The following is a 23,582-nucleotide window of genomic DNA, read 5'->3' as shown; positions in this document are numbered from 1 at the left end:
GACCGATCCATCTACAGAGGAGGACCAATGACCACCACGCTCAACACCGACCTCGACCGCGCCCGCTTCGGGAGCGAATGGGAGCAGTGGCATCGCGCTCACGAGACGCGCCGCGCGGACCCGCTCGGATTCCTCGCCATCACGGGCCTGCACTGGCTCGGAACAGACCCTGTCGCGCTGCCCGACGCTCCCGGCGTCTGGGCGCTCGGGGCCGACGGCGTGACGGTCGACCTGGCCGCCGGTGAGCAGCTCACGCTCGACGGCGAGGTCATCACCGGGCGCCACGCGTTCGGCGTGATCCCGGAGCGCGCGAGCGTCTCGCCGTCTTTCACGAACGGCGACGTCGCGGGGGCGGTCGAGATCGCCCGGCGCGGCGGGCACACGATCCTGCGCCCGCGTCGCTCGGACCACCCGTTCCTGGCGGAGTACCCCGGCACCCCGACGTACGTGCCGAACCCCCGCTGGCGGGTCGCTGCGCGCGTGCGCCCCTTCGACGAGCCCCGGCCGACCGAGGTCGGCGCCGCGGTCGACGGGCTCACCCACGTGTACGACGCGCCCGGCGTGCTGGAGTTCGCGTGGCGCGGCGAGGCGTTCGCGCTGACGGCGTTCGAAGGCAAGGTCCCGGGAGGCCTGCTGGTGCTCTTCACGGATGCCACGAGCGGCCTGACCACATACGCGGCGAACCGGTCCGTCACAGTCGACGCGCCCGACGAGGACGGCTGGACGACGCTCGACTTCAACCGCGCCGTGAACCTGCCCTGCGCCTACACGGACTTCGCCACGTGCCCGCTGCCTCCCGAGGGCAACCGTCTGCCGGTGGGCGTCGAGGCCGGCGAGAAGACGCCGCAGTCGCGCGTGCATGCCGACGCGGGACTCGTGGCGCCGGGGGTGTCGGCGTGAGGTTCCAGCTGCTCGACATCGTGCCGTACCGCGCCGACCCGATCACCGGGCGCCAGGTCTCGCCCGCCGGCCGCTTCGACGAGACGCTGCAGCAGGCGGTGCGTGCCGAAGAGCTGGGACTGGATGCCGTCGCCGTCGGCGAGCGCCACGCGGGGCAGTTCATCTCGTCGTCGCCGACGGTGCTGCTCGGTGCGATCGCGGCGCGGACGCGCAGCATCCGTCTCAACTCGGGCGTCACCGTGCTGTCGGTGCTGGACCCGGTGCGCGTGGCCGAGGACTTCGGTCGCCGCGCGCGTGAACTGGCGGCGGCATGAGGCCGGCCGCTCGATGAGAGCCTCCAGCGCGGGCCTTGCGCGCGGATCCCGCGCGCGGCCCGCGCTCTGGGCCTGTCTCGCGGCCGGCTTCGCGACGCTGTCCGACGCGACCGTCTGGTCGCCGGGGCCTCGTGGCGGCGAGTGCTCACCCATCCGGTGACCGGCGTGCGACTGGTCCACGACCGAGAGAGTTCCCGTGTGCACCCCCGCACCCGCTTCGGACGTGACCGGCGGCGCGCCACCGGCGGATGGTCAGGACTGCCGGGCCGTCAGGGCGTCACCCCGGCCGCTGCCAGTCGTGCCCGCACGACCGGGAGCGGGATCTCGTACGCGACGTTGCCGTCCGCATGCGCCTGGGTCGTCGCGGCGAGGATGGAGTTCACGAGGGCCTCTTCGACGGCATCCATCGTCGCGTGGAACAGCGGCGAGAGGCCCGAATCGTCGGGCACGGCACCGGTTCCCACCGAGAAGGCGATCGCGTAGTCGCCGCTGCCCTGCGCGAAGTCCGACCCGACGCCGCGCAGCGCGAACACCGCCCGGCGTGCGCATCGCGCGAGCTGGCGCGCGTCCAGCGGTGCGTCCGTGGCGACGACGATCATGCACGAGTTGCCCGCGGTGGCGGCATCCGGACCAGGGACCAGGTCGTGCGCAGGCATCGCGACACCCGCGATCGTCAGCGTGCCACTGAAATTCGACTGCACGAGAGCCCCGACCGTGTGCCGCTCGTCGCCCACGGGCACCGAACGCGAGGACGTGCCGATGCCGCCCTTGAACCCGAGCGCCACGGTGCCGGCTCCCGCGCCGACGCTTCCCTCGTCGACGGCACCCGTCGCGGAGGCGGCCAGCGCCGCTTCGACGTGCGTCTCCCCCAGAGGGCGGGAGCGGATGTCCGACAGGAAGCCGTCGTTCGTCTCGCCGACGACGGGGTTGAGGGTCGTCGTCGCCTCGTATCCGGGTCGCGCGAGCATGTGACCGAGCAGCGCATCGGCGACACGGTACACCGACAGCGTGCTGGTCAGCAGGATCGGCGTCTCGATCATGCCGAGCTCTTGGAGCTGGGTCGCGCCGACGAGTTTGCCGAACCCGTTGCCGACGGCCAGCCCGGCGGGCAGCCATCGTCGATTCGCACCGAGTCCCGTCGGGACGACGGCTGTGACACCGGTGTGCAGCCGGTCGGTGTGGACCGTCGAGTGGCCGACATGGATCCCGGGAACATCGGTGATCGCGTTGTGCGCCCCGCGCGGGAAGGCCCCGGGACCGACGCCGAGATCGGCCAGGCGTGCACGGGATGCGCCGGCAGTCATCGGTCCTCCGCGCCGTCGACACCGAACGCCGCCGCGCCGTCGACGTATGTCGCCACCGGACGGATGTCGCCGAGCTCGGCAGGCGGAACGCGGAAGGGATCACGGTCGAGCGCGACGAAGTCGGCGAGCTGTCCGACGGCGAGGCGTCCGACGCGGTGCCCGAGCCCGGCGGCGAAAGCGGGCGCGGCGGTGTACGCGACGAGCGCCTCTTCGACGCCGAGAGGACGGATGCCGGGCTCTCGGCCGACCGGCGAGTCCACGGTGCCGCGCGTCACGGCGTCGCGCACACCGCGCAGCGGCGCCGACGGCTCCACCGGCGCGTCCGATCCGAACGCGACCACTGCGCCCGCGTCGCGCAGAGCCGCCCACGCGTAGCTTGCGAGATCGTGGCCGTGCAGCATCCGCGCCACCAGCGGGACGTCCGTGCCCCAGTGCGTGGGCTGCTGCGAGGCGATCACCCCGAGCCGGGCGAACCGTGCCACGTCGGTCGGGGCGAGGTGCTGCGCATGCTCGACGCGCAGCCGCAGGCCCGCCCGTGTCGAGGCGGAGTGCGCGCGCTCGTAGGCATCGAGCACCGCCGCGTTGGCCCGATCGCCGATCGCATGGGTCGCCACCGCGATGCCGGCGCCCACCGCGAGGCTGATCAGCCGGTCCAGCTCATCGGGGTCGATCACCTCGATGCCGTGGTTGCCGGGCTCGTCGGTGAAGTCCTGCGCCATGTGGGCGGTATGCGATCCGAGCGCACCGTCCGCGAAGAGCTTCACCGGACCGTTCGAGAACCACACGTCTCCGGCGCCGGTGCGGCGCCCGGTCGCGATCGCCTCTGTCAGCGCATGGGCCGGCGTGCCCTTGTGCACGCGCAGGCGCAGGCCGCCGGCATCCTTCAGGCGAAGGTATGCGTCTCGCGCGTCTTCGCCGTCGAAGTCGGTCACGTGGGTGACGCCCTCCGAAAGCAGCCGCCGGTGGGCGCGCTCCAGCAGCGCGACGAGGTCGATCGAGCTCTCGCGCTCCGCCTGAGCAGCGACCGTATCGGCGGCGGTCTCGCGCAGCATCCCGGTGGGCATGCCGTCGGCATCGCGGTCGATGCGCCCGCCGATCGGATCGGGGGTGGATGCGTCGATGCCGGCCCGCCGCAGCGCCTCGGTGTTGACCCACACCGAGTGGCCGTCGACGCTCGACAGGCAGACGGGGCGATCCGGAGCGAGGGCGTCGAGGGCGTACCGCGACGGAGCGCCGTCCGGCCAGCTGTTGGCGTCCCAGCGACCGCCGGTCACCCATCCGTCGCCCGGCCGATCGTGCAGGTGCGCGCCGACGCCGGCGAGCGCGGCCTCGAGCGTGCGGGCTTCGCGCACGTCCAGTTCGTCGAGGCTGCGGGCCAGGCTCGCGGTGTGGATGTGGGCGTCGTGGAATCCGGCGGTCACCGCCCCGCCCGGCAGATCGCAGACCGGCGTGCCGGGCGGGACCTGCCCGGCGACGGCGTCGTCGTCGCCGATCGCCGCGATCACCCCGTCGACGACCAGCATCGCCTCGGCGGTGCCTCCCTTCCCGTCGAGGAGGTGGATCGCCGGGTGGCGGTACAGGGTCGTGACCATCGGGACTCCTGGGATCGGATTGCGCGGTCGGGCGGGGCTGAGGTCAGTCCAGCACAGCCCGGTGGTGGTCGGTGGCGCGAGAGGTCTCCCCGCGCGGCTTGCGGCCGTCGGCACCGGCCGGCTGGACGCTGAACTCCTGGACGAGGGGGGTGTGGAGGCCCACCAGCACGACGTCGCACACCAGCGAGCCGCGCTCGCAGGGCACCGTCCATCGGAGCGTCGAGCGGTCGGCTGCCGCCACGACGCGGGTGGCGAAGGGCGCGGCATCGTCGCGCACCGGCCCCACCTCGGCGAGCGCGTCGGCGAGCCGGCGCTCCCGCACGGGCTCGGGCACGTCGCGCAGCACGTTGCGGGCGAGCAGGGCGGATGCCTCCGACAAGGGCCGCCCCTCGGCGATGAGCGCGTCGATCCTGCGTGCGGCCGCCACCGTCTGCGGCCACGGCCGGACGATCGCGGCCGGCGCGTCGAGCCGCGTGAGGACGCCGGTCAGGATGTCGGCGGCCACCGCCCCCGCGCCGAAGGCGTCGGAGTTGCCGAACGCGATGACGCCCAGTCCTGTCGGGGCGTGCCAGCGCATGTGCGACGAGAACCCGGGGAGCCCTCCCGCGTGCTGCACGATGCGCCCGAATCGGCGGTCGTGCTCGACGACGAGCCCGTATCCGTAGCCGGCGCCGTCCAGCTCGCGTCCTTCGGAGGCGCCAGCCCCGGTCGGGATCAGCGTGCGGACGGTCTGCAGCTCGCGCCGGGACGACGCGCGCAGCACCTCGTCGGCCCCGGACTCATGCCCCGCGCGCGGGCCCTCGTCGAACGCGCACCCCAGGAAGTGCATCCACGCCGCGACATCGGCCACGGTGCTGAAGAGGCTGCCGATGCACGCCAGCGCCCCCGAACCGACGTAGGGCTCGGGGGTGAACGTGTCGCCGTCATCGAAGGTGCGGAACCCTCGCGCGAGATCCGCACCCCGCGGGTACAGCTCGGCCGCGGCGCGGGTGTCGTGCAGGCCCAGCGGATCGAGCATCCGCTCGCGGATGACATCTTCGACCGGGCGGCCGGTGACGGTCTCGATCGCGCGGCCAATCAGCGAGATGCCCAGGTTCGAGTAGTGGTACTCGGTGGCCGGCCGCGCAGCGAGCGTCAGCCCGGCGGCGACGAGCCCGGCCATCTCCGTGCGGTCCGAGCCGAGATGCTCGTCGCCCCACGGGTTGTCTTCGGCGAGGCCGCCGCGGTTAGACAGCAGCAGGTCGAGGCTGAGGTCGACCCGCTCGTCCCCGAAACGGGCGGCGGCCAGTTCGGGGACGTAGTCCGTCGCCGGCGCATGCAGGTCGAGCAGGCCCTCGTCGCGCAGCGACAAGGCGGTCGCGGCGAGGAAGCTCTTCGACATCGATGCGATGCGGAACACGGTGCCCGGCCGCGTCCTGTCGCCGTCGCGGCGTGGCTCGCCGTGCGCGGCGACCGTGATGATCTCGCCGCGGTGGACGACGGCGGCGACGGATGCCGGCGCCCGCCGCACGGTTGCCGTGTCCAGGCGTGCGGACACCGCGTCGCGGGCGTGATCCGCGAGAAGGCCGAGGTCGTTCACGCGCCGTTTCGCTCCGCCGCGTACGACCGGACGTGGGCCGCGAACCCCGCCACCAGCGCGCGGCTGGCTCTGGCGTTGTCGGCGTCGACGCGCCGCGCCTCGGCCACGAGTTCGGCGACCGGACGATCACCCGGCGCCGGAGTCGTCGGCTCCTCCCAGCGTGTCAGGTCTTCGGCGCCCACCTCGGGGTGGAACTGGACGCCGTAGACGCGCCTGCCGAGCCGGAACGCCTGGTTGGCGACGGCCGCGCTCGAGGCCAGCAGGACGGCGTCAGCCGGAAGCTCGGTGATCATGTCCTGGTGATTCTCGATCATCGGCGCGGTGTCGCCGAAACCGGTGACGAGAGGATCGTCACGGCCCGCCTCGGCGGGCGAGATCATGGTCGCCCCGCGCTCCTTCGGCCCGAACTCGGCCCGCACCTCGCCGCCCGCGACGTGGGCCAGCAACTGGCCGCCCAGACAGATCCCCAGCGTCGGAAAGTCCGCGTCGATGGCCGCTCGGGCGAGGGCGCGCTCCTGCGCCAGCCACGGCGCCTTCTCATCGTCATCGGGCATCAGTCCGCCGCCGAGCAAGACCAGCCCGGCGTATCCGTCGAGGCTCCCGGGCAGACCGTCCGAGCCCAGCACTGCGTCGACCGCGATGCCGTCGGCCTCCAGCCAGTCGCTGAGCCGCCGCGGCGCCGACGCCGCTGCGTTGACGACGACCAGCACTCGCGGCCGCTGCGCCGCTTCGGCGACCGCGCGCGCTGCGGCATCCGTCGCCGGTGTCAGCGCTGCCGCACGTGGCGGGGCCGCCGTCCCCGCCAGGAACGCGAGATGGTCCGCGTCGGATGCCTCCAGCACGCGCAGCACGTTGCGGTGCGCGACGGCTTCGAGATCGTCCTCGGACCACCCCCGACGACGCAGCTCGTCGAGCAGGTCCTGATAGTGCGAGACGTCCTCGAGGCCGTCGGGCATGGCGTCGGTGCCGTCGTAGTCGGCGCCGAGACCGACCGCGTGAACGCCCGCGACCTCGCGCACGTGATCGAGGTGATCGGCGAGGTCCGCGATGCCGACCGGGGGTGCGTCGCCGCGCTCGCCGCCCAGCACCCAGGCATGACGGGCGGGGGAGAGGAACGACGGGACGAAGGCCACCATGACGACGCCGCCCTGGGCGCCGATCGCCCGCAGCACGTCGTCAGGCACGTTGCGCGGATGGTCGCACAGCGCTGCGGCGGCCGAATGGCTCACGATGACCGGCCGGATGCTGGTCCGCAGCGCATCGCGCATGGTCGCTGGCGAGACGTGCGCGAGGTCGACCAGGACGCCGACGCGGTTCAGCTCGCGCACGACCTCGTGACCGAACTCGGTCAGCCCGCCGTGGCGTGCCTCGTCGGTGGCGGAGTCGGCCCAGTCCGTGGTGCGTGACCAGGTCAGCGTGAGGTAACGCGCACCGAGGCGCGCGTACTGGCGCAGCACGGCCAGCGAACCGCCCAGCTGCGCGCCGCCCTCGACGCCGATCAGCGAGGCGATGCGCCCTGCGCCGATCGCGGAGCGGGCGTCCGCCGCGGTGCGGGCGAACTGCAGCCGGTCGGGGTAGGCGTCGATCAGCCGGTGGACGAAGTCGATCTGTTCGAGCGTCGCCGTCACCTGCTCTGCTCCGGCGAGCGCCGGGTCGACCCACACCGACCAGAACTGACCGCCGACACCGCCGGCGGTCAGGCGCGGCAGGTCGGTGTGCAGACCGGGGACGAGGCCATCGAGCCCGGCCGTGCCGTAGCCGAACCTCTCGCGGCGCTCCCAGGCGAGATCGTTGTGACCGTCGATGACGGGGATCATTGTTGCTAGGCCTTCCGTGCGTCGAGTGCCTCGTTGAGTGAAGCGGTGACCTCCGCGTCGACGACGACGGCGGCGCCATCGAGCGAGCGCACCGGGGCGGCGCCGCGCGTGCTCGAGCACAGCCAGACGGCGTCGGCGTCGCGAAGCTCCGCGACGTCGACCCGACGGGTCGCCACCGCCTCGCCCCAGCCTGTCAGCGCCGCGAACACGTCCGCCTGCGTCGTGCCGGGCAGCAGCCCGAGATCCGTGGGCGGGGTCACATAGACGCCGTCCACGCGGGCCACGACGGTGGAGTGCGGTCCCTCGAGCACGAACCCGTCGATGCTCGTGAAGATGACGTCGTGGGCACCGCGTCGCCGGGCCTCGCGCAGCGCCGCCATGTTGACCGCGTACGACAGCGTCTTGGCGCCCTGCAGCAGCCACGGCGAAGTCTGGGCGACATCGTGCCGGTACCCGCGGTCCAGCAGCACCACGTCGAGCTCAGGTGCGCCGTCGCCGGCGCGGGTGTCGGGTGCGAACCCGAGCGCCCACCCCGTCGCGGAGGCGGTATTGGCTTCATCGCCGCGCGACAGCACGAACTTCACCGCACCGCGCGGGGTGTGCCGGCGCAGTTCCTCGGCCGCCGCCAGCACGGCCCCGCGCCACAGCTCCCGTCGCGGCGCCGGCAGATCCAGCATCGCTGCCGAGCGCTCGAACCGGTCCAGGTGCGGCTCCAGAGCCTGCGGCACGCCGTCGACGACGACCACCGTCTCGAAGATGCCGTCGCCGCGCGTCGCGGACAGATCGGTGGCCGTCAGCAGGGCCTTCCGCGGGTCGACGCGCGTGAGCGCGGCGGCGGGCTCGGCATCCGTGCCCAGGTCGAGACGATGCAGGGTCAGAGGGTGCACGAGGGCCTTCCAGGTCAGACGGCCGCAGCCGTGAGGTCGAGGGTGCGGGAGGTATTCTGCAGCACCCAGTCCACGTCGACCTCATATCCGAGGCCGGGTGCGGTCGGGACCTGCACGATCCCGCCGTGCGCGGTCACCGCGGGCACGATGACGTCGCGTGCGTAGTACTTGTCGGAGCCGGAGACGTCCGAGGGCAACGTGAAGCCCGGCAGCGACGAGATGGCGACATTGGCCGCCCGGCCCACCCCGAACTCGTGCATCCCGCCGCACCACACCGGCACGCCCGCGTCCCGCGCGATGTCGTGCGCGCGGCGCGCGGCGGTCAGGCCGCCCATGCGCGACACCTTGATGTTCAGAACGCGCCCGGCATCGAGTGTGAGCATGGTGCGCAGGTCGGCGACGTCGACGATCGACTCGTCGAGGCAGATCGGCGTGTCGAGCTGCGCCTGCAGACGAGCGTGGGCGACGAAGTCGCGAGGGGCGTAGGGCTGCTCGATCATCGTCAGGTCATATGCGTCCAGTGCGCGCAGCACCGCGGTGGACTCGGCCGAGTCGGCATAGGCGCCGTTCGCGTCGACGTGGACGTCGAGGCCGGGATGCGCCGCACGCACCGCCCGCACGGGTTCGATGTCCCACCCTGGGGCGATCTTGAGCTTCACCCGCGCGTAGCCTGCCTGCACCTGGCGCGTGACCTGATCGAGCAGTTCGTCCAGGGTGGACTCGATCCCGAGTGAGACGCCCGCGACGACCTCGGTGCGCGTGCCGCCGAGATCGGCGGCGAGCGGGATGCCCGCCGCCCGCGCGTGAAGATCCCATCCGGCGATCGAGAAGCCCGCTTTGGCGAATTCGTGGCCGCGGATGCGTCGCCATCCCGCTTCGAGGTCCTGGGGTGCCTCCCACGAGGTGCTCAGTGCCGCCGGCACGAGGTATCGCTCCGCGATCGTCCAAGCCGTCGCCGTCGTCTCGGGGCCGTAGTAAGGGTCCGCCGGCGAGGCGATCTCGCCCCAGCCCACGATCCCGTCCGTGTCGGTGGCCTCGACGAGCAGGTGAGTGAGGCCGGTCTTGCGGTGCGAGCTGGTCACGAACCCGTGGACCAGCGGGAGGCTCACCTCGAAAAGGCGCACCCGGTCGATCCTCATTCGCGGTCCTCCTTGTCGGAATCGGGGCGGTAAAGGTGCAGGTCCGCAGCGAGTTCATCGCGCACGGTGAGGCGCCGGCGCGCCCCCTTGGCGCTGGCTGTCGTGAGCGTGCTGAGCAGGTGGCAGGCCGCGGCGACCGCGGTGGGGGAGTCCGCGTACGACGCGGAGTGGGTGTGCACGTGGATGAGCGCCGTGGCGATGTCGGTGAGCGGCGCGTCGGCGCTGTCGGTGATGAGCACGATCTGCCCGCCAGCCTTGTGGAACAGCTCGCCGAAGCGCACCGTCTCTTCGCGGTAGCGACGCATCGTGAACGCGACGAGCACGTCGGATGCGCGGACGTCGGTGAGCACGGTGAGAGGAGTCAGCGCCCGCCCGTCCACCAGGAAGACGTTCGACAGCGTGGCCGACAGGTCGGCGCCGAGCAGCTCCGCGTACGCGGCGGCCTTTCCGCGTCCGCTGATGTAGCGTCGCCGGGCTCCGAGGAGGAGGGCGGCGGCCCGAGGCACGTCGCCGCTTCGGCTGAGCTCTTCGAAGGTGAGGGCGAGGGCGCGGGTCTCGGCCTCGATCACGCGCGCCTGCAGCGCCTCCGCTGAGATGTTCGTGCGGAACCGATCGCCGAACCGCTCACCCGGCGAGACCAGCGTGCGATCGTGCTCGCTGTCGTCGAAGTCGTCGATCGTCGTCATCGCGCTTGCTCCCCTCCGAGGCGTTCAACTGCCAGGTACGCGGCCGTGGTGGCGTTGATTCTCGTGCATGCCACGAGGACGCTGCGCTCTGTGACGAACATTGTCAGAGAGTCCCGCAGTCGGGCCCGGAGTGCGGCGACGTCGGTGCGCCCGGCGGGATCGACCGGACTCCCCGGCCTCGTGGACGGAACAGCGAGCCATGCGGCGCGGCGCACGGTGCCATCCGCTGCGGCGACGGTGCCGCGCGTCACGCGACCCCAGTCCGTCGGGCCGAGAAGCGGCGGCGCCACGCGGCGCAGGTCCTCATACGGGTCGGTCTCGCGATCCAGCGCCCATTCGACGACGACGCGATCGGTCCCGGGGCGATCGTAGTAGTCCGGGACGAACCCGATCCCCTCCGCGCCGAGCGACGTGAAGTTGAAGTGCGCGTTGCGCGCGAGGATCGGATCGAAGGTCCAGCGCATCGTGCGGTGCCCCCAGCCGAGAGCGACGCGGCGCTGGTGCTCCTTGATGAGCCGGCCCACCCCTTCGCCCTGGTGCGCCGCGTCGACGACCGCGGCCTGCGAGTAGTGGAACTCGTCGCCGTTCGCATCGCGTCCGATGAAGCCGTAGGCGAAGCCGATCAGATCGTCCTGCGAGGTGAAGACTCCGACTGCCGAGCCGCCGTTGCGCGCGAGGGCGCTGAGAAGGTTGGGGTTCAGCGAGAACTCCGGTCGGTCGTACCCGAACACCCGTGTGTACAGGGCTGCCGCGGCGCGGAACTGCTCGCCCGAGCGCAGCGTCTCCACACGGAACGACGAAGTGAGGGGATGGGGCACGTTACGTTTCCTATGTTTCAACGCTGGGAACCTGAAATGCGAAGTTATCGCAGTCATTGAATCAGATCAAGGGACAGATATGATTCGTAAGACAGATCCTTGGGGGAACAGATGACCGACATTCCCAACGGTGAGCCGGCTCCCGCCCTGGAGCGGTTGGAGCAGCTGATCCGCATCGAGTCGCCTTCGCGCGACACGCAGGCCAGCCGGCGGATGGCGGACCTTCTCGCCGAGTGGTGGCAGGCCGCGGGCGCGACGGTGCGATTCGAAGAGACGGATGCCGGGACCAGCCTCGTCGCCGAAGCAGACGGCGTCGGCGATCCTCTGCTGCTGGTGGGGCACTCCGACACCGTGTGGCCGCGCGGGGCGATCGACACGGACGTGCCGTGGTCTGTCGAGGGGGACACCGTGCGCGGCCCCGGCGTCTACGACATGAAGGGCGGGCTGCTGGTCATGGTGGCGGCGTTCGAGCGGCTGCGCCATCGGCGGCATCGGAGTCTGCGCGTCGTGGTGGTCTGCGATGAAGAGGTGGGCTCGCCCTCGACGCAAGCGCTGATGCGCCGGTGCGCGACGGGGGTCTCGGGCGCGATCGGCTTCGAGTCGCCGCATCCCGACGGCGCCTTGAAGGTGGGTCGGCGCGGCAGCACCCGGGCGCGGGTGAGCGTCCGCGGACGCGCGTCGCACGCCGCCCTCGACCCCGGCAGCGGCATCTCGGCGATCGATGAGCTCGTCGACCAGCTGATGGCCGTTCGACGCATCGTCGCGGACCCCGAGCTGCCGTCCGAGGTGCTGTGCAATGTGGGCACGATAGGCGGCGGGGGGCGTGCCAACGTGGTTCCGGCCGACGCGCACGCCGAGATCGGAATGCGATTTCAGGATGCCGCCGCCGAAGGCCGCGTGCGGGAGGCGCTCGATTCGCTCGTGCCCGTGCGCCCTGGCGCGCGCGTCGAGACCTCGATCCTCAGCAGCCGGCCGGCGTGGAGCCCGTCGGACGCCGATCGCGGCCTCGTCCGGGCCATCGCGTCGGCCGCAGGGCGCATCGGGCAACGGGTGGTCGGCCGCCCGGCCAGCGGTGCCGGCGACACGAATCTGCTCGGCAGTCTCGGCATTCCCACCGTCGATGGTTTCGGTCCTCGTGGCGGGGGAGCCCACGCGGTCACCGAGCACGTGTCCCTGACGTCGCTGGCGGAGCGCGTCGATCTGCTCGAGGCGTTCCTGGCCGACGTGCCGTAGGGGTGCGCCCCGCCGCCGAACCCCGGTGCTGGTCACCATGCCGCGGTCGCGCTGGGGGGCGGCAGCCGGTGGCCGTGCGGCGTGATCAGGTACACCGTCCGTCGGCTGTGGGACCATGCCATGTCGAATGCCGCGCGCGGATAGGTGCGCAATCCGGCCGCGCCTCCGGGATTGGCCGGATCCGCCGCGAGCACGTCGCCGCGCCGGTCGAAGCCGCGTATGACGAGCAGGTGCCCCGCCGTGGCGTAGTCCGCGCCGGGCAGCTCGCCCGCGCCGAACGAGATCGAGGCGATGAGCGGGATGCCCGATCCCGTCAGCACGGCGGCGTCATGAAGCGACGACAGCCGTGTCACGACGGCGTCCAGGCCCAGTTCGCCCGCGACCGCCGCGTTGAACGACCAGTTGCCGGTGCCGTCGAAGGACGAGTCGTACACGGCGCGCGCGACCCAGGGCACGCGCGCGTCGGCGCCGTCGGGCACGTCTGCGGACGCCGCGTCGGGGATGCGCGCGCCCAGCGTCGAGGCCACCATCGTCAGCGCGGTCGGCGAGCACCACGAGGGACCGCCGCCGCCGAGGTCGTCACGCGCCGGATACGCGCGCTGCGAGAGCGGCTGCACCGCCACGGCGGTGTTCGTGCCCTCGCCGTCCTCTGCGGGGTCTGGAGCCGCGCCGGGTGCGCTGAAGCTCACCGCCGCCAGGCGCAGCGGATGAGCGGATGCCGTGGCGTCGCCGGCCAGCGTGATGCGCAGTTGGACGCCATCCCATCGCCCTCCCGCCCGGGTCGTGAGGATATCGGTGTCGACGATGGGTTCGTGAGTCGCGTGATCGGCCGGATCGGGGGAGGCGGGACTGCGGCGATCGCCCGGCGGACCCCACCACGCCAACTCTTGCCAGGGGTGCCAGTCGCCATCGACGGCGCGCGCGCGGATCTCGATCCGTGCGGGGATGCCGGGCTCGAGGTTCCACGACGCGATGGCCTCGTCCGGGCACGTACCCAGGGGGAGGCGGGCCTCCAGCGCACCAGACGTCCACTGTCGACCCGTCCATCCCGACGTCGTGTCGGCGCGCACGAGTCGCGTGTGCCAGGCCGGAGCGCCGGCGGGCGAGTCGGCCGGCGATGGTGCATGCACGCGGCGTCTCCTTCACGATGATCCGGTACGGATCCTCTCTCATCGGGCAGTGATCGTCAAGGTTCGCCGTTGTGCGCATAATGATCACGAATCAGTGCAGCGGAGCCGGGAATTGCCCGACTTATCTGGTCAAAGTGCAAGCAGGGTGCATCTTCAAGTGAAGGGAATCGTTGCGGAACGAGCCGGATGACGGTCCGCCCGATCGTTAAGATCTCATGAAGATCGGGAACAAATACGTTGACCAGCGGGGCCGCATGCTGTTCCATATGCTGCATCCCTTAAGGTCCAGCATCCCTTTAAGGTCCAGCATCCCGACCTCGCCTCTCTGGAAGGACTCACATGCGAACCCGGCACCGCAAACACCTGATCCGCGCGCTGTCCATCGCCGCCGCTGCCGCGCTGCTCGTGGCCCCGGCGGCTGCGGCCAATGCCGCGGCGCCGACCGGCATCCACGCCGCCGACCTCTCCGATTCCCCCTCGTCCGGCAACGACGCCAAGACGATGCGGATCGCGACGTCGGGCTTCGTCGACACCTTCAACCCGTGGGTGTCGATCTATCTGCTTCCGACGAACCTGATCCGCCACATGTACGAGAACCTCGTCCAGAACAGCGACGTCGACGGCTCGCCCACCAAGGGCCTGGCCGACCACTGGGACGTGACAGACGGCGGCAAGACGTGGACGTTCACCCTGCAGGACGATCTGCAGTGGTCTGACGGCGAGCCCATCACCTCGGCGGACGTGAAGTACACGTTCGACCAGATGATGACCGACCCCGATCTCAGCGTCGCCAACGGCAACCTCGTGACCAACTTCGACTCGGTCGAAGCGCCCGACGACAAGACCGTGGTGATCAACCTGAAGGAGGCCCAGGCTCCCAACCCGGGCATCGAGATCCCGATCCTGCCAGAGCACATCTGGTCCGAGATCTCGAACCCCGCCGAGTACGCGAACGACGCCGACGTCGTGGGTTCCGGTCCGTTCCTGCTGGAGAGCTACAAGGCGAACCAGTTCATCACCCTCAAGGCGAACCCGACGTTCTGGCAGGGCGCCCCGAAGATCGACAAGCTCCAGTACATCTACTACACGAACTCCGACGCACAGGTGCAGGCGCTGCGCTCGGGAGACGTCGACTTCGTCTCGGGCCTCACGCCGACGCAGTACGACGCGCTGCAGGACGTCGACGGCATCACCGTGCACTCCGGCATCGGTCGTCGATACTCATCGTTCAGCATCAACTCGGGTCTGAAGACCGTCGACGGCCAGCCCTTCGGCACGGGCAACCCCGCGCTGGCCGACCTCGAGGTGCGTCAGGCCATGCGCCTCAGCACCGACACGAAGACCCTGCTCGACAAGGTCCTCGGCGGCCTCGGCGACCCGGGCACGAGCTTCGTCCCCGCCTCGTACCCGCAGTGGACGCTGCCCACCGACGACCCCGCGGTCACGGAACTGGCCTACGACCCCGAGAAGGCGAAGGCGAAGCTCGACGCCGCTGGCTGGGCCGTGGGCGACGACGGCATCCGGGTCAAGGACGGCCAGAAGCTGTCGTTCCGCCTGCTCACCGACGCGTCAAGCCCCACCGAGCAGTCCATCGCCCAGTACTTCCAGCCGTGGATGAAAGAGATCGGCATCGACATCCGGGTCGAGTCGTCGGACTCCGACACGATCAGCGCGGCGGCGGTGAGCGGTGACTACGACATCTACTTCAGCGGATGGAGCATCGGTCCCGACCCCGACTACCAGCTCGGCATCAACACGTGTGCCGCGCTCCCGACGGCCACGGACGGCAGCGGGGGCACCCACCAGGACGGCTGGTGTAACGCCGAGTTCGACAAGATGTACCAGGAGCAGCGCACCGAGACCGACCCGGACAAGCGCCAGGCGATCGTGCACGACATGCTCGCGCTGAACTTCACCGACACGGCGCAGATCACCTACTGGTACGCCAGCGGCCTCGAGGCCTACCGCTCGGATCGCTTCACCGGGTTCCGGATGATGCCGGCCGACGGCGGCATCATCGCCAACCAGTCCGGCTACTGGGGCTTCATGCAGGTCAGCCCCGTCGCCGGTGAGGACGGGGCCGCGGGGGCTGACGGGCCGAACGTGGGGCTGATCGTCACCGGCGTCGTGATCGCCGTCATCGTGATCGGCGCGATCGTCTTCGTCGTGGCCCGTCGACGCAAGAGCGCTGACGCAGAGTGATCCCTCCGGTAGCCGCGGCGAATCGCCGCGGCTACCGGAGGTCTGGCCCACCCACGAACAATCCCATGATGAGCGAAGAAGCACATGAGTAGTACAGCCCCACCCACCGAGGCGGTGATCCTCGAAGAGCAGGGCGCAGCCACTGTTCGCAGCAGCCCAGCGGTGCGATTCGCGCTGACCAAGATCGGCGGCGCGGCGATCAGTCTGGTGATGGTGATCCTGCTCGGATTCTTCGCCTTCAAGATCCTGCCGGGCGATCCGGTCGCCAAACTGGCCCGCGAACACCCGATGTCCCCCGAGCAGATGGCTCAGCTGCGAACCCAGCTCGGACTCGACAAGCCGCTGTGGCAGCAGTTCGGCGACTACCTCGTCAACGTCTTCACGCTCAACTTCGGTCAGAGCTACGTCTACAAGCAGAGCGTCGCCTCGTTGATCGGCGAGTACTTCTGGAACACCATCCTGCTCACCGGCACCTCGGCCGTCATCGCGATCACCCTGGGGCTCTGGCTGGGTCAGAAGGCCGGCTGGCGTCCGGGATCACGCTTCGACAAGCTGACGACCGGCACCTCGCTCGTGCTGTGGTCGGTGCCCACCTTCTGGCTGGCGCTGATCCTGCTGATGGTCTTCGGCGGCACGCTGCACTGGTTCCCGACCGGTGGAATGGTCTCGCCCGGCGCGCCTGAAGACACCCTGGGCAGGATTCTCGACGTGATCTCCCACATGGTGCTGCCGGTCATCACGATGGTCGCCGTGGTGTACGCGCAGTACGTGATGGTGATGCGCGCCTCCGTCATGGAGGAGAAGAACGCGGACTATCTCGTCACCGCCCGCGCGAAGGGGCTGAAAGACGATGACCTCCGTCTTCGTCACGCCGTGCCCAACGCACTGCTTCCCACCGTCACCCTCGTCTTCCTGCACATCGGCGGTCTCATCGCCGGAGCAGTCACCGTCGAGACGGTGTTCTCATGGCCGGGGCTGGGCAAGCTCACCTACCAGGCCATCCAGGGCCCCGATCTTCCGCTGCTGCAGGGCACCTTCGTGGTCTTCTCCGCGATCATCATCTTCACGAACCTCGTCGCGGACTTCACCTACCGTCGGCTCGACCCGAGAGTGAGGCGCGGATGAGCGGCTCCACCGCGACCGTCTCACGGTCGCCGCGCAGTATGGCCTGGGCGCGTCGGCGACGCGCGTTCGGCGGGTTCTGTCGTGAGTTCTCGCGCAGTCGCTCGGGCATGGTGGGGCTGGTCTTCCTGGCCGTCATCATCGTGCTGGCGATCCTCGCGCCGGTCCTGGCCCCCGCGTGGATGCTCGATGTGACCAAGCTCCTGGATCAGCCGCGGTTCGCCCCGCCGTCGCTGGAGCACCCGTTCGGAACGGACGACCAGGGCCGCCAGCTCTGGGTGCGCATGATCTGGGGCGCGCGGGTGTCGCTGCTGGTCGGCTTCGCCGCAACGGCCGTCTCGATGATCATCGGCACGATCGTCGGCATCGCCGCCGGACACTTCACCGGCTGGACGGGTGGACTGCTGATGCGCATCATCGACTTCTTCCTCGTGCTGCCGTCACTCATCCTCGCGATCGTGCTGTCGGTCGTGCTGTCGCGCGGGGTGTGGACGATCGTGATCGCGATCGGCCTCACCTCGTGGGCCGGGACGGCTCGGGTGGTGCGGGCGCAGACGCTCTCGGTCGAGTCCCGCGACTACATCGAGAGATCCCGCGTCCTCGGCGCCGGGCATTGGCACATCATCGTCAAGCACCTGCTTCCCGCCGTGCTGCCGCTGGTTCTGGCCAACACGACCCTGACGGTGGGCTCGGCCATCATCGCCGAATCGACGCTGTCGTTCCTCGGGCTCGGCGACACCACCCTCCAGTCGTGGGGCTCCATCCTGAAGAACGCCCTGGACGTCTCGGCCGCCACGGCCGGGTACTGGTGGTATGTCCTCGTCCCGGGCATCGCGATCATGCTGGTCGTCCTCGCCTTCACCCTTGCCGGACGCGCCGTCGAGACGATCGTCAACCCGACGCTGAGGAGCCGCTGAGATGCCGGATCTGACCTTCGACGACGTCTCGATCGTCTACCGCACGGCGGGCCGAGACGGCCGGGGAACGGTCTGCGCCGTCAAGAACGTCTCGTTGCGACTGCCCGCCGGCGGCACGTTGGGGGTCGCCGGCGAGTCCGGTTCCGGCAAGTCGACGCTCGCGTTGAGCGTCCTGCGCCTGCTGCCGGCGAACGCCGCGCTCGAAGGCCGCGTGCTGATCGGCGAGACCGACATCGCCGAGCTGCGCTTCGGCGAACTGCGGGCGCTGCGCTGGGCCGACGCATCCATCGTCTTCCAGGGCGCGATGCACTCGCTCAACCCCGTGCGCACCGTGGGTCAGCAGATCCTCGAGGCGCTGGAACTCCACGTCGCCGAAGGCTGGCGCACCGACAAGGCCCGCAAGGCGCGGGTGATCGAACTGCTGGCCGCGGTCGACCTCGTGCCGGCCAAGGCGGACTCCTACCCGCACGAGCTGTCGGGCGGCCAGAAGCAGCGCGTGATGATCGCCATGGCGCTCGCGTGCGAGCCCGACATCATCATCGCCGACGAGCCGACCACGGCCCTTGACGTGATCGTGCAGAAGCAGATCCTCGACATGATCCGCGAGCTCGTCGCCGACCGCGGCATCTCGATGATGATGATCAGCCACGACCTGTCGGTGCTCGCCACCGCGTGCGAGCGGATCGCCATCATGCGCGACGGCGAGCTGGTCGAGGTCGGCGACTCCTACGAGGTGTGCACGAGCCCGCAGCATCCCTACACGCGGCAGCTGGCTGAGGCGTTCCCGACCATCGGCGACCGCGCCTCGCGGCTGAGCCCGGTCACCCGACGCACCTCGGCACCGATGGCGGCGGCCGCCCGGCAGATCTCGGACGAGGTGCTGCTTGAGGCGCGGCGCGTCACGGTCACCTATCGCGGCCGCGGCAGACCGCTCGCCGCCGTGAAGAACGTCGACCTGAGCCTGCGCCGGGGCGAGATCCTGGCGCTGGTGGGGCAGTCCGGGTCAGGCAAGACCACCCTCGCCCGCACGATCGTCGGCCTCCAGCACGCCGACGAGGGGTCGGTCATCCGCTTCCGCGGCAAGGACATCCCGCGCAAGGGCCGCGCACTGCGCGAGTTCCGCAGCGAGGTGCAGATGGTGCTGCAGGATCCCTCGGCCGCGCTGAACCCGAAGCTCAGCATCTACGAGTCGGTCGCCGAAGGGCTGCGCGTGCAGCGCTACGCGGGAGACGAGCGGGAGCGCGTCGCTCAGGGGCTGGCCGACGCAGAGCTCACGCCGCCGGAGCGGTTCTTCACCGCGATCCCGCAGGAGCTCTCGGGCGGTCAGCGTCAGCGTGCGGTCATCGCCGGCGCGCTCGCCGTCGGGCCTCAGCTGCTCGTCGCGGACGAGCCGGTCGCGTCGCTGGACGCCTCGGTCCGTGGCGAGATCCTCGCCCTGATCCTGTCGCTGCGCGATCGCCTCGACCTCACAGCTCTGGTGATCACCCACGACCTCGGACTGGCGTGGAACATCGCCGACACGGTCGCGGTCATGTACGAGGGCGCGATCGTGGAGTACGGCACCACGGAGCAGGTGCTGCTCGATCCGCAGCATGAGTACACGCGACGGCTGCTCGCCGCCGCGCCGAGCATCGAACGACGTCTGGCATGACCGTACCTCTGGTCGCGCCAGGACGGCTCGCCTATCTCGACTCCCCGCCGCTGCAGCCCGGCGACCGCGTGCGCTTCGTCTCGCCGTCGGGACCCGGCACCGCCGAGAGCCTGGAGCGGGCGGTCGCCTACTACCGCGCGTGGGGACTCGACGTCGTGGTCGGCGACCACGTGCTGGACCCGCATCCGCGCGCGAAGTATCTGGCGGGCGGCGACGAGGAGCGCCGCCGGGATCTGGTCGACGCGTGGGGTGACCCCGACACCGACGCCGTCGTGTGCGTGCGCGGCGGGTACGGTGCGATGCGACTGCTCGACGGGATCGACTGGGACCTCATGAGCGCAGCGGCGCTCCGTCGCGACGGGCGCCCGAAGCTGCTCACCGGCTCGTCCGACATCACGGCGCTGCACGAGGCGTTCCGGGCGCATCTGGACGTGCCGACGCTGTTCTGCCCGATGGCAGGCAACGACGTCTTCCGCGACTCCGCGTTCATCCGCGACGACGTGCGTCGATGGCTCTTCGAGCCGTGGCGCGGCCGTGACATCGTCGGGCCCCGCACGGAAGTGCTGGTGCCCGGCACGGCGGCCGGGCGTTTCACAGGGGGCAATCTGAGCCTGCTGGCCGCGGGGATCGGCGCGCCCGAGGCATCCGATCCTCCCGAGGGGATCCTCTTCATGGAGGACACCGACGAGGAGCCCTACCGGCTGGACGGCTATCTCGTGCAGCTCGGTCGAGCCGGACGCCTCGCCGCCGCATCGGGCATCGTGCTCGGCTCGTGGCACAAGTGCGGTGAGGCCGAGGCCGTGCGCGCGCTCATGGACGAGATGCTGCCGGGGCTGGGCGTTCCGGTGCTGTGGGAACAGGGCTTCGGTCACGACCCCGCCGCGCTCAGCATCCCGTTGAACGTCGACGGCACGCTCGTCGCACACGTCGATGCCCCGATCCGGCTCGTCGTGGGCGGGGACGACTGATGCCGGTCCCCCTGCCCGACCTGGATCCGCGCGTCCGCTGGTCGATCAGCATCGTGGATGCTTCCGATGCGACCGTCCTCGCCGAGCACGAGCCGTCGCGGGTGTGCGAGACGGCGAGCATCGGCAAGGTGTTCCTGCTCATCGAGGTCGCCCGCCGGCTCGAGGCGGGGGAGTTGGACGCGGATGCGCGCATCGAGATCCCCGACGAGCACCGCGTCGCCGACTCCGGGCTGCTGTACCGCATGCGCGATCAGCGGGTGACGGTCGACGACGCCGCCCTGCTCGTGGGTGCGGTGAGCGACAACCTCGCGACGAACGCGCTGCTGGCACTGTGCGGCCTCGAGACGGTTCGTGCGGTCGCGCCCGCCCTCGGCTTGGCCGATACGTCGCTGCACGACTACATCCGCAACGAACGCACCCCCGATCTGCCGTGGACGCCGTCGTACGGCACGGGTGGTGAACTGGCGGAGCTCATGCGCAGACTCGGCGCGGGCGACATCGTGTCCGAGGCAGTGAGCGCACGCGTGCTGGGGTGGCTGTCGGCCGACGTCGACACGTCGATGGTCGCCGATGCGCTGCTGCTCGACCCGCTCGCTCACGTCGAGGCGGAGTACCAGGGCATGGTGCTGCGACACAAGACCGGCAGCACGTCGTTCGCGCGCATCGAGATCGGCCATCTCATCGGCCCCGCGGCCGCCGTCGCCTACGCCGTCGCCGCGAACTGGAAGGACTCGGACGTCGACCTTCGTGCGCCGGTGCTGGATGCGATGCATGCGATCGGCGAATCGCTGCGCGCCCACGTCACCGGTCGCCGGCGTGACGGTGTGTCACTCGCCTGAGCCGAGAGGTGCTTGGCACGCACCTTCGCTCGACACAGACCGTGACGATGCGCAACCCGCTGTCACATTTCGGAACGCGGCGACGCACGGGCCGCCGCCGGCTTCGTCGCGACCTAACGTGACTCGCATGTCCGACTCACCCTTCGCCGTCGCGCTCGAGGTCGACGACCCCGCCGCCGATGCGCACGACGCGCTGTCGCCGCGCCGGCTGGCCGCGCGCATCGCCGCCGCCGAGCGCTTCGGCTTCACCGCTGTGACCATCCACGACTCGGCGCTGCCCGCGGGCGATCGCGCCGCGCGCCTGGACGCCGTGCAGCGGGCCGCGTTCGCCGCACCTCTCACGGCCGCGATCGGCCTTGTCCCGGTCGCGCAGGTCGCGTTCGGCGAGCCGTTCCATATCGCCACGCAGCTCGCCAGCCTCGACTGGGCCTCGAATGGACGCGCGGGCTGGATCGCCGCGGCATCCGGAACCGCCCGCGAAGCGGCCGCCTACGGTCGCGAGCCGCTCGCCGGCGAGGCCCTGCGGCGCGAGCGCGACGACGTGATCGAGGTCGCCCGGCGACTGTGGGATTCGTGGGAGGACGACGCGGTGATCCAGGATGCCGCCACCGGCCGCTACCTCGACGCCGACCGCCTGCACTACGTCGACTTCGAGGGCGAGACGTTCTCGGTGAAGGGCCCGCTCATCACGCCCCGGCCGCCCCAGGGCCAGCTGGTCGTGGTCGCCCCCGCGGGAGCCGCCGGCGTCGATGTCGCCCTCGTCCATGCGGCGGACCTCGCCGGGATCACCGAGGCCGCCGCCCGCGCCCGCGCGCAGGGCGCGGCGCTCGTGTGGGCCGAGGTCGATGTCGTGCTCGACGCCCGCGGTGTGCCGGCGTCCCGCCGTGCCGAACGGGTGGGGTCCGCGAGCGACCGCCTTCGTCACGTGGGCGACGCCCCCGGGCTGGCCGCATTGATCGCGCAGCTGGCAGGCGTCGTCGACGGCGTCCGACTGCACCTGGCCGACCTCGACGTCGACCTCGAAGAGACCGGGCGCGCGGTGCTGCCGGCGCTGCGCGAGCGGATCGGGTTCCGCTCGCCGCGCCCCGCAGACACGCTTCGCGACGCGCTCGGCCTGGAGCGCCCCCTCAGCCGCTACGCCCCCACCGCTGTGAAGGAGTCCGCATGACCACGCAACGCCGCATCCGGTTCGGAGTGTTCTTCCAGGGCGTCAACTTCGGCACGATCTGGTCGAGTGACCGCAGCGCATCGCAGTACGACTTCGAGACCTTCCGGCGCGTGGCCCAGACCGCCGAACGGGGACTGTTCTCGGCGTTCTTCCTGGGTGAGGGCCTGCGGCTGCGCGAGCACTTCGGGCGCATCCACGACCTCGACATCGCCGGCCGCCCCGACGCGCAGACGCAGCTGGCCGCGCTTGCCGCAGTCACCGAGCGCATCGGCCTGGTCGCGACGCAGAACACGACCTACAACGATCCGTACGACCTCGCCAAGCGCCTGAACTCGCTCGATCTGCTGAGCCAGGGCCGTGCCGGGTGGAACGTCGTCACCACCGACAACGCGTGGACCGGCGCGAACTTCCGCCGCGGCGGCTACCTCGACCATGCCGACCGCTATCGCCGCGCGCGCGAGTTCGTCGCGGCCACGCAGCGCCTGTGGGATGCCGGGGCAGGCGCCGTCGGCACCCAGGTGAACGTCGACGGCGACCTCGTGTCGTTCGCCGCGCCTGCGCCGCTGCCGCCGAGCGCGCAGGGTCGGCCGGTGATCTTCCAGGCCGGCGACTCGGACGAAGGGCGCGAGTTCGCGGCATCCACCGCTGATGTCATCTTCTCGGCGCACCCCGGCCTCGAGGAGGCCATCGCGTTCGCCGCCGACGTGCGCCGGCGCTTGCCCGCGCACGGGCGCGGCCCCGACGATCTCAAGCTCTTCCCCGGCGCGCAGTTCATCCTGGCCGAGACGGATGCCGAGGCCCGCGAGAAGGCGGAGTGGGTGACCCACGCGCAGGTGTCGCCGCAGACGGCGGTGCGCTTCCTCGAGCCGATCTGGGGTCGCGACCTGTCGGAGTACGACGCCGACGGGCCGCTGCCTGACATCGACCCGGTCGTCGACGAGGTCGACGGCCAGCGCGGATCGGCTTTCCAGGGGAGGCGCGCGCTCGAGACGGCGCGCCAGTGGCGCGAGAGCGCGGCCGCCGAGAACCTGTCGATCCGCGAGTTCGTGATCCGCCGCTCGTCGCTGCGCACGTTCGTGGGTGGGTACTCGACGATCGCCGACCGCATCGTGCAGTACGTCGACGCGCACGCCGTCGACGGGTTCAACGTCTCGCCGTACCTCGTGCCCGACGGCCTCGACGACATCGTCGACGGCCTCATCCCCGAGCTGCAGGAGCGCGGCGTCTACCCGACCGAATACGCGGGCACGACGCTGCGCGCGAATCTCGGGCTGCCCGAGATCGTCGAGCGCGGCGAGCTCGCCGCGTGACACTGG

General features: G+C 71.0%; 20 protein-coding genes and 1 pseudogene. 11 read left to right on the top strand and 10 right to left on the bottom strand.

The window, feature by feature from the left end; all coding sequences use genetic code 11:
- Nucleotides 1-27: 27 nt before the first annotated feature.
- Together AB1K54_RS11870 and AB1K54_RS11865 are read left to right on the top strand one after the other, a co-directional pair.
- The gene (locus tag AB1K54_RS11870) at nucleotides 28-900 is read left to right on the top strand and encodes a DUF1684 domain-containing protein (protein ID WP_371202960.1); all 873 of its coding nucleotides are present in this window, start codon (nucleotides 28-30) and stop codon (nucleotides 898-900) included.
- A pseudogene (locus AB1K54_RS11865) lies at nucleotides 897-1,181 on the top strand (LLM class flavin-dependent oxidoreductase); the annotation flags it as partial. The gene AB1K54_RS11870 and the pseudogene AB1K54_RS11865, both read left to right, overlap by 4 nt.
- A 302-nt stretch (nucleotides 1,182-1,483) precedes the next feature.
- Here the strand turns inward: AB1K54_RS11865 and AB1K54_RS11860 are convergent.
- Genes AB1K54_RS11860 through AB1K54_RS11825 form a run of 8 tightly spaced genes read right to left on the bottom strand, consistent with a single transcriptional unit; the run spans nucleotide 1,484 to nucleotide 11,036 of the window.
- The gene (locus AB1K54_RS11860; protein WP_371202959.1) at nucleotides 1,484-2,518 is read right to left on the bottom strand and encodes a P1 family peptidase; all 1,035 of its coding nucleotides are present in this window, start codon (nucleotides 2,516-2,518) and stop codon (nucleotides 1,484-1,486) included.
- On the bottom strand, nucleotides 2,515-4,110 hold the full coding sequence (locus tag AB1K54_RS11855) for an amidohydrolase (protein ID WP_371202958.1): 1,596 nt from the start codon (nucleotides 4,108-4,110) through the stop codon (nucleotides 2,515-2,517). Before AB1K54_RS11855 ends, AB1K54_RS11860 begins: the two co-directional genes overlap by 4 nt.
- A 43-nt stretch (nucleotides 4,111-4,153) precedes the next feature.
- Nucleotides 4,154-5,689 (bottom strand): serine hydrolase domain-containing protein, encoded by a 1,536-nt coding sequence (locus tag AB1K54_RS11850; protein ID WP_371202957.1) that lies wholly within the window; start codon nucleotides 5,687-5,689, stop codon nucleotides 4,154-4,156.
- Nucleotides 5,686-7,506 (bottom strand): membrane dipeptidase, encoded by a 1,821-nt coding sequence (locus AB1K54_RS11845; RefSeq protein ID WP_371202956.1) that lies wholly within the window; start codon nucleotides 7,504-7,506, stop codon nucleotides 5,686-5,688. Before AB1K54_RS11845 ends, AB1K54_RS11850 begins: the two co-directional genes overlap by 4 nt.
- A gap of 5 nt (nucleotides 7,507-7,511) precedes the next feature.
- Nucleotides 7,512-8,393 carry an aminotransferase class IV gene (locus AB1K54_RS11840; protein ID WP_371202954.1) on the bottom strand — a complete coding sequence of 294 codons (882 nt, stop codon included), beginning with the start codon at nucleotides 8,391-8,393 and terminating at the stop codon, nucleotides 7,512-7,514.
- A 14-nt stretch (nucleotides 8,394-8,407) separates the two neighbouring features.
- On the bottom strand, nucleotides 8,408-9,532 hold the full coding sequence (menC, locus tag AB1K54_RS11835; RefSeq protein WP_371202953.1) for an o-succinylbenzoate synthase: 1,125 nt from the start codon (nucleotides 9,530-9,532) through the stop codon (nucleotides 8,408-8,410).
- On the bottom strand, nucleotides 9,529-10,218 hold the full coding sequence (locus tag AB1K54_RS11830; protein WP_371202952.1) for a MurR/RpiR family transcriptional regulator: 690 nt from the start codon (nucleotides 10,216-10,218) through the stop codon (nucleotides 9,529-9,531). The genes menC and AB1K54_RS11830 overlap by 4 nt, the downstream gene beginning before the upstream one ends.
- A complete protein-coding gene (locus AB1K54_RS11825; protein ID WP_371202951.1) occupies nucleotides 10,215-11,036 on the bottom strand; it encodes a hypothetical protein in 822 nt (273 codons plus the stop codon). The genes AB1K54_RS11830 and AB1K54_RS11825 overlap by 4 nt, the downstream gene beginning before the upstream one ends.
- A gap of 111 nt (nucleotides 11,037-11,147) precedes the next feature.
- Here AB1K54_RS11825 and AB1K54_RS11820 point away from each other — a divergent pair, with 111 nt between their 5' ends.
- Entirely contained in the window at nucleotides 11,148-12,269 is a 1,122-nt protein-coding gene (locus AB1K54_RS11820; RefSeq protein WP_371202950.1) for a M20/M25/M40 family metallo-hydrolase, read from the top strand.
- 32 nt (nucleotides 12,270-12,301) lie between these two features.
- Here AB1K54_RS11820 and AB1K54_RS11815 read toward each other — a convergent pair whose 3' ends face one another.
- Nucleotides 12,302-13,399 carry a C39 family peptidase gene (locus tag AB1K54_RS11815; protein WP_371202949.1) on the bottom strand — a complete coding sequence of 366 codons (1,098 nt, stop codon included), beginning with the start codon at nucleotides 13,397-13,399 and terminating at the stop codon, nucleotides 12,302-12,304.
- 56 nt (nucleotides 13,400-13,455) lie between these two features.
- Nucleotides 13,456-13,665 carry a hypothetical protein gene (locus AB1K54_RS11810; RefSeq protein ID WP_371202948.1) on the bottom strand — a complete coding sequence of 70 codons (210 nt, stop codon included), beginning with the start codon at nucleotides 13,663-13,665 and terminating at the stop codon, nucleotides 13,456-13,458.
- Nucleotides 13,666-13,738: 73 nt separating this feature from the next.
- Between AB1K54_RS11810 and AB1K54_RS11805 the strand changes: the two genes are divergently transcribed.
- From AB1K54_RS11805 to AB1K54_RS11770, 8 genes are all read left to right on the top strand, one after another.
- The gene (locus AB1K54_RS11805; protein WP_371202947.1) at nucleotides 13,739-15,601 is read left to right on the top strand and encodes an ABC transporter substrate-binding protein; all 1,863 of its coding nucleotides are present in this window, start codon (nucleotides 13,739-13,741) and stop codon (nucleotides 15,599-15,601) included.
- Between the two features lie 84 nt (nucleotides 15,602-15,685).
- On the top strand, nucleotides 15,686-16,726 hold the full coding sequence (locus tag AB1K54_RS11800) for an ABC transporter permease (protein WP_371202946.1): 1,041 nt from the start codon (nucleotides 15,686-15,688) through the stop codon (nucleotides 16,724-16,726).
- A complete protein-coding gene (locus tag AB1K54_RS11795) occupies nucleotides 16,723-17,640 on the top strand; it encodes an ABC transporter permease (protein ID WP_371202945.1) in 918 nt (305 codons plus the stop codon). The genes AB1K54_RS11800 and AB1K54_RS11795 overlap by 4 nt, the downstream gene beginning before the upstream one ends.
- A 1-nt stretch (nucleotide 17,641) precedes the next feature.
- A complete protein-coding gene (locus AB1K54_RS11790; RefSeq protein WP_371202944.1) occupies nucleotides 17,642-19,291 on the top strand; it encodes an ATP-binding cassette domain-containing protein in 1,650 nt (549 codons plus the stop codon).
- Nucleotides 19,288-20,259: an LD-carboxypeptidase gene (locus tag AB1K54_RS11785; RefSeq protein WP_371202943.1), complete on the top strand. Its 972-nt coding sequence runs from the start codon at nucleotides 19,288-19,290 to the stop codon at nucleotides 20,257-20,259. The genes AB1K54_RS11790 and AB1K54_RS11785 overlap by 4 nt, the downstream gene beginning before the upstream one ends.
- Entirely contained in the window at nucleotides 20,259-21,098 is an 840-nt protein-coding gene (locus AB1K54_RS11780; protein WP_371202942.1) for a serine hydrolase, read from the top strand. The genes AB1K54_RS11785 and AB1K54_RS11780 overlap by 1 nt, the downstream gene beginning before the upstream one ends.
- Before the next feature lie 127 nt (nucleotides 21,099-21,225).
- Entirely contained in the window at nucleotides 21,226-22,266 is a 1,041-nt protein-coding gene (locus tag AB1K54_RS11775) for an LLM class flavin-dependent oxidoreductase (protein WP_371202941.1), read from the top strand.
- On the top strand, nucleotides 22,263-23,576 hold the full coding sequence (locus AB1K54_RS11770) for an NtaA/DmoA family FMN-dependent monooxygenase (RefSeq protein WP_371202940.1): 1,314 nt from the start codon (nucleotides 22,263-22,265) through the stop codon (nucleotides 23,574-23,576). The genes AB1K54_RS11775 and AB1K54_RS11770 overlap by 4 nt, the downstream gene beginning before the upstream one ends.
- Nucleotides 23,577-23,582: the final 6 nt, after the last annotated feature.

The sequence above is a fragment of the Microbacterium sp. BWT-B31 genome, from assembly GCF_041379855.1.
Classification (GTDB): domain Bacteria; phylum Actinomycetota; class Actinomycetes; order Actinomycetales; family Microbacteriaceae; genus Microbacterium.
The sequence above is the reverse complement of the archived record's forward strand: the minus strand, read 5'-3'. Positions and strand labels throughout refer to the sequence as shown.